The following is an 11411-nucleotide window of genomic DNA, read 5'->3' as shown; positions in this document are numbered from 1 at the left end:
CCCAGGCGTACGTGTCGCACGTTTCGCACTGGATGACCGACGGCTACCGGACCTCCTCCATCTCCCCCATGGCGCCCCGCGGGTACACCATGGGGACCTATGGCCGCACCAAGGCCGAAGGGGCCCGGACCGAACTCCGGTTCGGGGACACGGCCGTGGGCCTCGAGGTGGCGAGAAGGCACTGGTACGCCGTCACGCGCTTCGCCATGGCCATGTACATGCCCCAGTACTCTCTTCCTTCGGTGGATGCGAACAACTTGGGCCTGTACGTTTCTCATTCGTTCCGCCTCTCGGATCGCTTCACCCTGGACGCCGGGGGTCGTCTGGACGCCAGCCGCTCCACGGCCGACGCCCGGCTGGCCAACACGGACCTCTATTGGGCCTACAAGGACACCCGATCCAGGACCCGGAAGGATACCTATCCCTCGGGAAACCTTCGCCTCACCGCCTCCCTCCCGGGCGGGGCCGAAATCCGGGCGGGTGTGGGCTCCACATCCCGCTTTCCCGATCCCCAGGAACTCTCCTTCGCCCTCCGCAGGATGGGTGCGGACTGGGTGGGGAACCCCGCCCTCGAGGTGCCCCGAAACACGGGAGTGAACCTCGGCTTCACCGTGCGCCGGTCCGCCTTCTACGCCAGCGCCAACGTGTTCCGAGACCGGGTGCACTCCTTCATCACCGTCCACAACCAGACGCGCCTGAACAGCGTGCCCGGATACATGAACATGGTCGCGCGAAGCTATGCGAACGTGGACGCCCGGTTCTGGGGCGGGGAGTTGAGCCTCTCCGCCGTGGCCGGCAACCGCATTTTTCTCAGTTTCGATGCCGCGTCCGTCCGGGCCACAAAGGACATGAATCCGTCCCTGAGTATCCGCTCCTCCGCCGTGGCCGAGATCCCGCCGCTTTGGGCCCGCGCCGCCGTCCGGTACGATACGGGGCGCTGGTTCGCGGAGGTGGAGGGCGTCTTCGCCGACCGCCAGGACCGCGTGGACGAGGATCTGCGGGAGCGTCCGACGCCTGGGTACGGCATCGCCAACGCGCGGGCCGGCGTCAACTGGAACGGGATCCAGGCGACCCTGATCCTCCGGAACCTCTTCGACCGCGCCTATCGCGACCACCTCTCCTACCAGCGGGACCCTTTCCGTTCGGGCCACCGAGTCTGGGAGCCCGGCCGGACCCTCGTGGTGAACCTGTCCTATCGGTTCTGATTCCCGAGGAGCACCGGCGGCCGGCGCCTTGCTCGCAAACTGTTACTCGCGGTAACGTTTTTCATTTGGTTCAGAACACCCCCCTCCCCCGCCCCCTCGAGCCGGCCTCATTCCGGACGGTCGCGGGGGTGCGGCGATTTGGCACGCGTCTTGAAATTCCTCCCATCAGGAGGACTCCAGATGGATCACAAATGCCCCATCTGCGGGAGCGCTGTGGAGAAATACCCGGGCGCTCCGACCGTAGATCACGACGGGAAGGAGTACCTCTTTTGCAGCGAGGAATGCCGGGGCGTCTTTCTCAGCTTTCCGGAAGCCTATACCGACGAGGCGGCCGCCGAGGTGAACCTGGTGGAGGATTCCGGCTTCTAACGCCGGGACCGGCCCGGACCGGTCAGCGCCCTCATCCCGGCGCCGGTCCGCCTCCCGCGAAGGCCCGCAAAGCCATCCAGGGCTTTCCCGATTTGACCTGATCGAACCACAGCCAGATCCAGAGAACGCGGTCCGAGAGAGGCCGCATCCCCAGGAGAGGGCGCTCCGGCACCGATCCATCCCCGGGCCCCAGCCATGGCTCGCCGGGAAACCGGTCAATGATCCCGGAGGCGGCGGCCGAGGTTCCGATGGCCTGCTCGGCCTCCAGCGCGTCGTCCACCTCCAGGTGACACGAGAGAACCGTTCCATGAAAGACTGGGACTTCCACGGCCGTCCAGCTGAGGGAGGGGGTCCAGCCCAGGAGTTCGCCCACCTGCCGGCCGAAGGGGCTGTCCTCCGTCCCCCCGCCAGCGGGAACGAGGCTGAACGCCAGCCGCAGGCCGAACGCTTCCGTGGACACCGGACGACAGCTGAGAAGATCCGCCGACTGTCGCAGCAATTCCCGGACCCCCGGTTCCCCCCGCACGGAGGACGGCTGGAGCAGAGAGCAATCGAGCCGGCCCACCTGCTCGGGAGCGAAACCGCTCAGGAGGGTGGCCAGAAAGAAGCTCTCGGGTTCGGGAAAGGCCCACTCCCCACCCGGTGCCCGCTCCCCACCGTCTTCTTGGTGGGGGTTCCAGAGCGCTCCGGGCGATCCAGACGGACGCGTGAGATCGAAGAGAGCGGCACCACTGGAGGAGGCCCAGAGCCGGACGAACTCTCTCGATTCCGGGTTCCGGGTGCACAAGAAAACGGCGCCGCACGGGGCGAGGTACTCCTCCTGCAAGGGGAGAAAGACATCGGCCCCCTCGTCTTCCACCGCGATCTCCCAACCGCCCACCTTTTCTCCGAAGGCGACGATCTCCTCCTTCTCCCATCCTCTGGCCGTGAGCCCATCGAGGATCTCGCGCGCCTCCAGGCTGGCCGCGCCGACGATCGCCACGGGGCGTCGGACCGCGGTCACGGCCCCACCTCCCCGTCCTCCTCCTCTTCCATCGGCCCGGGGCCGCCTTCAGCCGCCACGGCTCTCGGGGGACGGATTCTCTCCCACGCCATGACGACCGGCCCGGAGGATGCATATACGACGGCCACGGTGAGGAGGACGAAGGGCGGGTGCCACGCCACCAGTATCAGGAGGAGGGCCTGCAGGAAAATGACCTTCGGGGACCTCCTGGCTCTCAGATCCAACTCCTTGAAGGAGCGGTATTTCACTCGGCTAACCATGAGGAACGAGAGGAGGACGACGTACAGGAGGGCCAGAAGCTTGTAGGCCTCCGGAAGGCCGGCAGGCAGGAAATACAGGGGGAGCACGGCCGCCGCGGCGGCGGCGGGGATGGGCAGCCCGACGAAGTTTTTCTTGTCGGCGATCTCGGCCTGGACGTTGAACCTGGCCAGACGCATGGCCCCCGCGACGGGAAGGAGAAAGGCGAAGAGCCAACCCGTCCGCCCCAGGTCCTTGAAACCCCAGTGGTACAGCACCAGGGCCGGCGCCAGGCCGAAGGAGAGGAAGTCGGAAAGGGAATCGAGTTCTTTGCCGAAGTCGCTCGTGGTTCCCGTCATGCGGGCGATGCGGCCGTCGAGGCTGTCCAGGATCCCCGCGATCACGATCAGGGTGACGGCCCATTCGAAGGCGTGCTTGAAGCCGAGGATGATGGCGTAGTAGCCGCAAAACATGTTGGCCACGGTGAAGAGGGAGGGCAGGATGGCCACCCCTTTCCGGAAGGGGATCTGGCGGGCCGGCGCAACGAATTTCCGGAAGGAACGGGGGCTCAACGGTCCCTCCAGCGGGCCAGGGGGGTCTCCCCCGCCCGAACGCTCTGCCCCTCCCGGCCGAGCAGGTCCACCTCCTCCTCGGGAAGGTAGAGGTCCACGCGGGAACCGAACCGGATCAGGCCGATCCGGTCGCCTCTTTCGAACTCCCGGCCCGGTATGGCCCAGGAGACGATGCGTCGGGCGATGAGCCCGGCGATCTGCACGACCTCCATGGGTCCCCGAGCCGTGTCCCACACCATTCGGACCTGTTCGTTGTCCAGGGAGGCTTTGTCCTTCCAGGCGGCCATGAATCGTCCGGGATGGTGCGTCCGGGAGGCGACCCGTCCCGGCCACGGAGCCCGGTTCACGTGAACGTTGAAGACCGACATGAAGACGCTGAGCCGGACCTTCCCGCCCTCGCGGACGACGGGCAGAAGATGCCCGTCGGCGGGCGAAAGGATCAGGGCCTCCGAAGCCGGACCGGTCCTCTCCGGATCCCGGAAGAAGGCGCATACGGCGGCCGCGGCGGCCAGGAACGCGGCCCCCGCCACCGGCGCGCCGGCCGCCGCGCAGACCGCGCCGCCCACGGCCAGGGGGCCCGCGAAGGGAAAGGCTTCCTCACGGATGTACATGACACCTCCGGACCTTCATCATAGCGCAAAGAACTCGGCTTCGGCACGAGGATCCGTCTCGGGCGCCGAGAAGGTCGCCCCCGGCCGTCCTTGACCGAATGGGCCTAACTGTGCTATTATGAAACGCTTACGAGAGGTCTGCCGTGGACTGGATCCGCCTGTCCGACGTGATGGAACCCGTGGAGTTCGACGTGGAGGTCGTTGCCCTCACGCTCGATCTTGGGTATCACTACGCGGTCCTCGTGGATCCCGTCCGACTACACCTGGGCGTTTCGCCCACGAAGCACGGACACTCCCTGCAGGGCGCCTTTCCGTACCGCGCCTCCCTCCCCTGCTCGCGATGCCTGAAGCCCGTGGTTCTTTCCGGTGAGGCTTCCTTCCTCCTCGAGTACCAGCCGGCCGCCATGGCCCCCGCCGAGGAGGAAGTGGAGGCGGGCCCCGATGCGCCGGAGATCGTGTACTACCAGGAGGACCGGATCACCTTCCAGTCGCTCGTCGCTCAGCAGATGTACCTCGAGGTCCCGGAGAAGGTCCTCTGCGGCGAATCCTGCCGGGGCCTTTGCCCCCGTTGCGGAGCCGACCTGAACCAGGGAGACTGTCCGTGCCCGCCCGACACGGACCCGCGGTGGGACCATCTGACCCGGCTTACATCCCCCCAATAAGAGGATATAGGAGAAGAACATGCCCAACCCGAGACGCCGCCACTCCAAGACCCGCCGCGACAAGCGCCGCACCGGCGACGCCCTCACCCCCACCGCCGTGGCCGAGTGCCCCCAGTGCCACGAGCCCAAGCTCCCCCATGCCGTTTGCAAGGCCTGCGGATTTTACGACGGCAAGCGCGTTCTGAAGGTCGAGGAGGCCTGAGATCGAAATGACGACCCGCATCGCACTGGATGCGATGGGGGGGGACCGCGCCCCTCTCCCCGAGGTCGTGGGGGCCGTGGAGGCCTATCGCCGATTCGGCGTCCAGGTGGTTCTGGTGGGGGATGAAACGCGTCTCCGGCGCGAACTCTCCCGTTGCAAGGCCGACGAACGGGGTCTCCAGGTGGTCCATGCGGAGGAGGTCGTGACCATGGACGACCCCCCGATGACCGCGATCCGAAAGAAGAGGCGCAGTTCCCTCCGCATCGCCGCCGACCTCGTCAAGGCGGGGGAGGCAAAGGGGCTCGTGTCCGCCGGAAACACCGGGGCGGTCATGGCCACCGCCAAGCTCGTCATCGGCGGCATCGACGACGTCGAACGACCCGCCCTCGCCACCTGGATCCCCCACTCGAAGGGGGTCTCCCTCCTCCTCGACGTGGGAGCCAACAGCGAGTGCCGCCCTTCCCACCTCCTGCAGTTCGCCGTCATGGGCAGCATCTACTACTCTCAAATGACCGGAACCGAAAGGCCGAGAGTGGGCCTCCTTTCCATCGGCGAAGAGGACATCAAGGGGAACGACCTGACCAAGGAGGCCTTCAAGCTCCTCCAGTCGTCCGGCGTGAACTTCACGGGGAACGTGGAAGGCCACGGGCTCTTCAGGGGAGAGGCCGACGTCGTGGTCACCGACGGCTTCACCGGAAACGTCGTCCTCAAGACCGGCGAATCCGTTTATGAGTACATCGCCCACACCCTCAAGGACGGGTTTCGAAAGAGCCTGCTGGCCCGAGTCGGGTACGTCCTTTCTTCCGGCGTTTACAAGAGCCTGAAATCGAAGATGGACTACGCCGAATATGGGGGCGCCCTCCTACTGGGCGTCAAGGCCGTGACCATCATCTGCCACGGCCGCTCCCAGCCCCGGGCCATTACGAACGCCCTCAAGCTCGCCCGAGATTTCTGCGAGGCGGGTCTCAATGAGCGGGTGGGCGAGCAGATCCACTCGCGCGTGAAGGACACGGGAAATGGGAAGAACTTGGTCGCGAATTAGCGGAACGGGCCACGCCCTTCCCGAACGCGTTCTCACGAACCTCGATCTCGAGAAAATGGTGGATACCACCGACGAGTGGATCGCCACCCGAACGGGGATTCGGGAGAGGCGGGTCGCCGCGGAATCCGAGTACCTTTCGCTCTTCGCCGCCGAGGCGGGGCGAAGGGCGCTCCAGATGGCGGGGCTCTCCGCCGAGGAACTCGACCTCATCATCGTCGCCACCGTAACGCAAGATCAGCCCATACCCTCCACGGCCTGCTTCGTTCAGGCCGCCTTGGGGGCGCCCAACGCCGCGGCCTTCGACATGGCCGCCGGCTGCTCCGGATTTATTTACGCCCTGGCCGCGGCGGACGGCTTCCTCCGGACGGGCGCGGCCAAACACGCGCTTGTCATCGGCGGGGAGATCCTCTCCAAGTTTCTGGACTGGACCGATCGGGCGACGTGCGTCCTCTTCGGGGACGGCGCGGGCGCCGTGATCCTCTCCGCCGGGCCGGGACCCAGCGGGCTTCTCTCGACGGCGATCCACGCCGATGGGACCATGGCCGACTTCATCACCCTGCCCGGGGGGGGGTCGCGCGTCCCCGTTTCCCACGCCATGATCAACGCCAACCTTCACACCATCAAGATGAAGGGAAACGAGACCTTCAAGATCGCCGTCCGATCCCTGGAGAGCGTCTGCCGGGAAGCGATCGAGCGGGCCAGCCTCTCTCCCGCCGACGTGCGGTGGTTCGTCCCCCATCAGGCCAACACCCGGATCATCCACGCCGTCACCGACCGGTTGGGGTGGCCCCCCGAGACCCTTTACCTCAACATCGACCGGATCGGGAACACCTCCGCCGCTTCCATCCCCATCGCCCTGGATGAGCTCGTCCGTTCGGGGCGGGTGGCTGAAGGAGACGTGCTCCTCTTCGCCGCCTTCGGCGCGGGACTCACGTGGGGTTCCGCCCTCGTGCGCTGGTAACGCCCGCCCCCGAACACTGTGGTCCTTACAGGACGGAGAACCGCCCATGAAGATCGCCGTTGTATTTCCGGGCCAGGCATCCCAGTACGTGGGAATGGGCAAGGCGCTCGCGGACTGCTTTCCCGCGGCCGCCGCGACTCTGGAGGAGGCGGACCAGGCCCTGGGTGAGCCGTTCCGCCGCCTGCTCTGGGAGGGCCCGCAGGAGGCCCTGAACCTCACGGCCAACACCCAGCCCGCCGTTCTGGCCGTTTCCGTGGCGGCCTGGCGGGTCCTCCGCTCGGCCGTCCCGAACCTCGCCCCAGCCTATCTGGCCGGGCACTCCCTCGGGGAGTACAGCGCCCACGTCGCCGCCGGCACCCTTTCCTTCTCGGACGCCCTCGGCGCGGTGCGCCGACGGGGCCTCTACATGCAGGAGGCCGTTCCCGTCGGTGAGGGAGCCATGGCCGCCTTGATGGGCATGGAGTTCGCCGATGTCGTGAAGGCTTGCGCCGAGGCCGCGAAGGACGGTTCGGTGGTTCCCGCGAACGACAATGCCCCCGGGCAGGTGGTCATCGCCGGACGCGCCGATTCCGTTCAGGCCGCGGTGGAGAGGGCCAAATCCCTCGGGTGCCGCAAGGCCGTTCCCCTACCCGTGTCCGCCCCCTTCCACTCGCCCCTCATGGCGAAGGCCCGGGAACGCCTCGAGCCGGTTCTTCGCGCGATCCCCTTCGCGGATCCCTCCTGGCCCGTGGTGGCCAACGTGGACCTCACGCCGGTGCGGACAGGAGAGGAGGCGAGGGATCGCCTTCTGCGCCAGGTGGACGCACCCGTCCGCTGGCGCGAGACGATGGAGTTCATGAGGTCCCAGGGTGTCGACACCGTCGTCGAGGTGGGGCCGGGAACGGTCCTCTCTGGCCTCGCCAAACGGGTGGACCGGAACTGGCGTATGCTCAACGTCGAGGATCCGGCGAGCCTGGACAAGGCGGTCGCCGCCCTCATCTAGACCCTTTCCAGGGAGGATCGGCCATGGCTCGTTTCGAGAACCGGATTGCCCTCGTCACCGGAGGAGCCCAGGGAATCGGTCTGAAGATCGCCGAGGTCCTGGCCGCCGAAGGGGCCTTCGTCTACGCCGCGGACCTGAACCCCGATGCCCTGCAGAAAGCCGTGGAGGGGCTCCAATCGAAGGGGCTGGGGGTGGAAGGCCTTCTCCTCAACGTGGCCGAACGGGCCTCCTGCGAAGCCGCCGTGGAGAGGATCCTCGCGCAGAAGGGACGCCTCGAGCTCCTCGTCAACAACGCCGGGATCACCCGGGACTCCCTGCTCATGCGGATGAAACCCGAGGACTGGGATTCCGTGCTGGCCGTGAACCTGACGGGCGCGTTCCAGCTTACCCAACTCGCCCTGAAACCCATGATGGCCCAACGTTTCGGACGCATCGTGAACATCGCTTCGGTGGTGGGGCTCATGGGCAATCCCGGCCAGGCGAACTATGTGGCCTCCAAGGCGGGGATCGTGGGGCTCACGAAGGTGGTGGCCCGGGAACTGGCCTCCCGGAACGTGACCTGCAACGCCGTGGCCCCCGGGTTCATCGTGACGGCCATGACGGAGAAGCTCTCCGATGCCCAGAAGGAGCAGATGGCCGCCCTCATTCCCATGAGGCGCTTCGGGACCGCCGAGGACGTGGCCCGTGCCGTCTCCTTCCTGCTCAGCGAGGAGGCCGCCTACATCACGGGCCAGACCCTCTCGGTCAACGGCGGGATGTACATGTAGGATTGGGAGGGTCCGCCATGATTGCCTTTCGGTGGCTCGTACCGCTCGCCTTCCTGTCCGTTTCCGTCCTGGGGTCTCCCCCGCCGGACGCGGGCTCCTGCCGTCCGGAGGTCCGGGCCTTCCGGGAAGCGGAGATGGCGCGGGCGGCAAGACGGATCGAGGCCCTCTCCCACCCGGAAAAATACGGAGTTCAGCCCAGCCAGGACCTGGACATCCTCGAAACCCACCTGGACCTCTTCGTGGACCCCGAGAACGAGCACGTCTCCGGGACCGTCACCCTCACTTTCGTGCCCACGGCGACCCTCGCCCGGCTCGATCTGCGCCTGCACCGGGCCCTTTCCCTGGGGGGAACGGCCCTGGATGGGAGCGCCGTCGCCTTCCGGCGGAAGAAGGACAAGGTCTCGGTGGACTTTTCCCCTCCCCTGGCCGCGGGCAAGGCCCACGCCCTGGCCGTTTCCTACTCCGGGAGGCCCCAGGTCACCGGCACGCTCGGAGGGGGCATGTTCTTTTCGCGCCACGATGGAGTCGCTTCCGCCACGACCCTCTCGGAGCCCTTCGACTCATTCGCGTGGTGGCCGTGCGTGGACGACCTCGCGGACAAATCGCTGGCTCGAATCGACCTCACGGTCCCGCCGGGCATGGTGGGCGCGTCCAACGGCAGCCTGGCCGACGTGGAGCCGAATCCCGACGGCACGACCACCTACCGGTGGGTCGAGTCCTATCCCATTTCCAACTACCTCATCTCGGCCAACGTCACCAATTACTCCCAATTCGGGGATCTGTATACGGCCCTGGATGGGATCACCACCATGCCCCTCCAGCACTTCGTCTATCCGGAGGACCTCCACCGGGCCTTGGTGAACTTCTCCGTGATTCCCGAGATGATCACGTTCATGGCTCAGATGTGCGGAGAATACCCCTTTCTAGGGGAAAAGTACGGCATGGTTGCCTTCCCGTGGGGCGGGGGGATGGAACACCAGACCCTCACCAGCGTGGGCGATCGCTTCGTGGGCGGGTCCGGATCCTACGGCGAACTCTATCTGCACGAACTGGCCCACCAGTGGTGGGGCGACGACGTCACCTGCGGAACCTGGAACGACGTCTGGCTCAACGAGGGCTTCGCCACCTACTTCGAGGCCCTCTGGCTCGCGAGGGAGGAGAATATCCCCATGGGCCGCGCCATGGCCTATTTCGATGACGGCCAGTACGATGGCTACCTCCGGGGAAGCCCCTACCTTCGAAACGGGAACACGGCCTTCGCGGACACCGGCGCCATCTACGACAAGGGCGCCTGGGTGCTTCACATGCTCCGCCGCGTCGTGGGGGACGGGGCCTTCTTCGACGCCCTGCGCGCCTACCGTGCGGCCCACGCCTATGGAAACGCGACCACGGAAGACCTCCGGGCTGCCTTCGAGGGCGAGTGGGGAGGGGACCTTTCCTGGTTCTTCGACCAGTGGGTCTATACGGTCAAGCGCCCCATTTACCGGCTTCGCTGGAGCCAGGAGGCGGGGGCGTCCTCCGGATTCAGGGTCGTCGTCACGCTGGAACAGAGACAGCCCCACAAGGTCGCCCGGAGAACCACCCGGCGGGACGTCTATCTGATGCCGCTGGACCTGATCCTTCACTTCGAGGACGGCACCTCGGAAATCCGGACGGTCTGGAACGACCAGAGGGTCCAGTCCTTCGACTTCGACGTGCCCAAGGCCGTCGCCTCCGTGGGTCTCGATGAGGAGAACTACGTTCTGAAGGTCCTCCAGTAGGCACCCGGGCGCGTTGACGAAACCTCGTGATCCCGCTTATTCTTGCCTCTGGGCCGAAGTGGCGGAACTGGCAGACGCAGGGGACTCAAAATCCCCCGGTCTTCGGGCCTTGTGGGTTCGAGTCCCACCTTCGGCACCAACCACGGCCTTCCGGCGGGCGCCTCGAGGCGCCCGCCCGTCCGTTTCGCAGTCGCCCGCGAAGGCAAGACAACCGGCCTGAAGTTCCTCATCATGGATAGCGGGGGGGAAGGGTCTCTCCCGGGCGGCGGGCGCGGTCAGCCGACCCGTTCGAGCATGACGACGGTCACGTTGTCCTCCCCGCCGCGCTCGTTGGCGAGGGCGACCAGGGCCTGGCAGGACGCTTCGAGATCCAGCCCCCGATCGAGGACTTCGCGGATTTCCTCGTCCCTCACCATGCTGTTGAGACCGTCCGAGCAGAGAAGGAGCCGCTCTCCCACCTCAAGGGTGAGATCCAGCAGGTCCGCCTGGGCCTGCTCCCGGGTGCCGAGGGCCTTCGTGATGACGTTGCGGAAGGGATGGTTCACGGCTTCGGCCTCGGTCAGGAACCCCTGTCGGACCTGTTCCCCCACCCACGAATGGTCGTGGGTGAGGAGCCGGAAGGTCTCCCGGGAGTGGAGATAGGCCCGGCTGTCGCCGACGTGGCCCACGACCAGGCGGTCGCCGTTGACGAGGACCGCCACAACGGTGGTGCCCATGCCCCTGGATTCGGGATGCTGGGCCGCGTAGGTCTGGATCTTCTCGTTGGCCAGGGCCACTGCCGTCAGGAGCTTGTTCGCGGCGAAGGAGAGGGTCTCGTCATAGGCGTAGGGCCAGGTGGAATCCTCCGAAAGCGTCCCGTTCTCGAAGAACGCCAGGATTTCCCCCACCGCCAACTGGGCGGCCACCTCTCCGGAGGAATGCCCTCCCATGCCGTCCGCAACCACGTACAGACCACGGTCCGGGCGGATCGCGAAGGCATCCTCGTTGTTCGTGCGCTTCCTCCCCACGTCCGTGGTGCCATACGAGCGAATCTGCATG

13 protein-coding genes and 1 tRNA gene are annotated in these 11411 nt (G+C 66.5%); 10 read left to right on the top strand and 4 right to left on the bottom strand.

Annotation, left to right across the window (positions count from 1 at the left end; translation table 11 throughout):
- Positions 1 to 1205, top strand: a 1205-nt coding sequence (locus AB1824_09045; GenBank protein MEW5765108.1) for a TonB-dependent receptor, incomplete at its 5' end; no start/stop codon positions are given.
- Between the two features lie 180 nt (positions 1206 to 1385).
- Positions 1386 to 1574, top strand: a complete 189-nt coding sequence (locus tag AB1824_09040; protein ID MEW5765107.1) for a YHS domain-containing protein — start codon at positions 1386 to 1388, stop codon at positions 1572 to 1574.
- A gap of 31 nt (positions 1575 to 1605) precedes the next feature.
- Here AB1824_09040 and AB1824_09035 read toward each other — a convergent pair whose 3' ends face one another.
- Genes AB1824_09035 through AB1824_09025 form a run of 3 tightly spaced genes read right to left on the bottom strand, consistent with a single transcriptional unit; the run spans position 1606 to position 3997 of the window.
- Positions 1606 to 2577 (bottom strand): Asd/ArgC dimerization domain-containing protein, encoded by a 972-nt coding sequence (locus AB1824_09035; GenBank protein ID MEW5765106.1) that lies wholly within the window; start codon positions 2575 to 2577, stop codon positions 1606 to 1608.
- Positions 2574 to 3386 carry a CDP-diacylglycerol--serine O-phosphatidyltransferase gene (pssA, locus tag AB1824_09030; GenBank protein MEW5765105.1) on the bottom strand — a complete coding sequence of 271 codons (813 nt, stop codon included), beginning with the start codon at positions 3384 to 3386 and terminating at the stop codon, positions 2574 to 2576. The genes AB1824_09035 and pssA overlap by 4 nt, the downstream gene beginning before the upstream one ends.
- Positions 3383 to 3997 carry a phosphatidylserine decarboxylase gene (locus AB1824_09025; protein MEW5765104.1) on the bottom strand — a complete coding sequence of 205 codons (615 nt, stop codon included), beginning with the start codon at positions 3995 to 3997 and terminating at the stop codon, positions 3383 to 3385. The genes pssA and AB1824_09025 overlap by 4 nt, the downstream gene beginning before the upstream one ends.
- A gap of 143 nt (positions 3998 to 4140) precedes the next feature.
- Here AB1824_09025 and AB1824_09020 point away from each other — a divergent pair, with 143 nt between their 5' ends.
- The 8 genes from AB1824_09020 to AB1824_08985 all read left to right on the top strand — a co-directional run bounded on the left by AB1824_09020 (position 4141) and on the right by AB1824_08985 (position 10512).
- Positions 4141 to 4659, top strand: a complete 519-nt coding sequence (locus tag AB1824_09020; protein MEW5765103.1) for a DUF177 domain-containing protein — start codon at positions 4141 to 4143, stop codon at positions 4657 to 4659.
- Between the two features lie 19 nt (positions 4660 to 4678).
- Complete coding sequence (gene rpmF, locus AB1824_09015) at positions 4679 to 4861, top strand: 50S ribosomal protein L32 (GenBank protein MEW5765102.1); 183 nt, start codon at positions 4679 to 4681, stop codon at positions 4859 to 4861.
- A 7-nt stretch (positions 4862 to 4868) separates the two neighbouring features.
- Positions 4869 to 5903, top strand: coding sequence for a phosphate acyltransferase PlsX (gene plsX / locus AB1824_09010; protein ID MEW5765101.1), 1035 nt, complete (start codon positions 4869 to 4871; stop codon positions 5901 to 5903).
- On the top strand, positions 5878 to 6864 hold the full coding sequence (locus AB1824_09005) for a beta-ketoacyl-ACP synthase III (GenBank protein MEW5765100.1): 987 nt from the start codon (positions 5878 to 5880) through the stop codon (positions 6862 to 6864). The genes plsX and AB1824_09005 overlap by 26 nt, the downstream gene beginning before the upstream one ends.
- A gap of 46 nt (positions 6865 to 6910) precedes the next feature.
- Positions 6911 to 7846: an ACP S-malonyltransferase gene (fabD, locus tag AB1824_09000; GenBank protein MEW5765099.1), complete on the top strand. Its 936-nt coding sequence runs from the start codon at positions 6911 to 6913 to the stop codon at positions 7844 to 7846.
- 23 nt (positions 7847 to 7869) lie between these two features.
- A complete protein-coding gene (gene fabG, locus AB1824_08995) occupies positions 7870 to 8613 on the top strand; it encodes a 3-oxoacyl-[acyl-carrier-protein] reductase (protein MEW5765098.1) in 744 nt (247 codons plus the stop codon).
- 17 nt (positions 8614 to 8630) lie between these two features.
- The gene (locus AB1824_08990) at positions 8631 to 10373 is read left to right on the top strand and encodes a M1 family metallopeptidase (protein ID MEW5765097.1); all 1743 of its coding nucleotides are present in this window, start codon (positions 8631 to 8633) and stop codon (positions 10371 to 10373) included.
- Positions 10374 to 10425: 52 nt separating this feature from the next.
- A tRNA-Leu gene (locus AB1824_08985) sits at positions 10426 to 10512 on the top strand.
- 136 nt (positions 10513 to 10648) lie between these two features.
- On the opposite strand, the gene AB1824_08980 is transcribed toward AB1824_08985, so the two are convergent.
- Positions 10649 to 11410 (bottom strand): Stp1/IreP family PP2C-type Ser/Thr phosphatase, encoded by a 762-nt coding sequence (locus tag AB1824_08980; protein MEW5765096.1) that lies wholly within the window; start codon positions 11408 to 11410, stop codon positions 10649 to 10651.
- Position 11411 lies beyond the last annotated feature (1 nt).

This window comes from Acidobacteriota bacterium (genome assembly GCA_040752915.1).
GTDB lineage: Bacteria > Acidobacteriota > UBA4820 > UBA4820 > DSQY01 > JBFLVU01.
This window is presented reverse-complemented; position numbering and strand designations above follow the sequence as displayed.

Excerpts from the sequence above, each read along its gene's own strand:
- AB1824_08980 (MEW5765096.1), bottom strand. The coding sequence starts at position 11,410 with ATGCAGATTCGCTCGTATGGCACCACGGACGTGGGGAGGAAGCGCACG.
- AB1824_09025 (MEW5765104.1), bottom strand. The coding sequence starts at position 3,997 with ATGTACATCCGTGAGGAAGCCTTTCCCTTCGCGGGCCCCCTGGCCGTG.
- AB1824_09005 (MEW5765100.1), top strand. The coding sequence starts at position 5,878 with ATGGGAAGAACTTGGTCGCGAATTAGCGGAACGGGCCACGCCCTTCCC.
- AB1824_09040 (MEW5765107.1), top strand. The coding sequence starts at position 1,386 with ATGGATCACAAATGCCCCATCTGCGGGAGCGCTGTGGAGAAATACCCG.
- plsX (MEW5765101.1), top strand. The coding sequence starts at position 4,869 with ATGACGACCCGCATCGCACTGGATGCGATGGGGGGGGACCGCGCCCCT.
- fabG (MEW5765098.1), top strand. The coding sequence starts at position 7,870 with ATGGCTCGTTTCGAGAACCGGATTGCCCTCGTCACCGGAGGAGCCCAG.
- fabD (MEW5765099.1), top strand. The coding sequence starts at position 6,911 with ATGAAGATCGCCGTTGTATTTCCGGGCCAGGCATCCCAGTACGTGGGA.
- rpmF (MEW5765102.1), top strand. The coding sequence starts at position 4,679 with ATGCCCAACCCGAGACGCCGCCACTCCAAGACCCGCCGCGACAAGCGC.
- AB1824_08990 (MEW5765097.1), top strand. The coding sequence starts at position 8,631 with ATGATTGCCTTTCGGTGGCTCGTACCGCTCGCCTTCCTGTCCGTTTCC.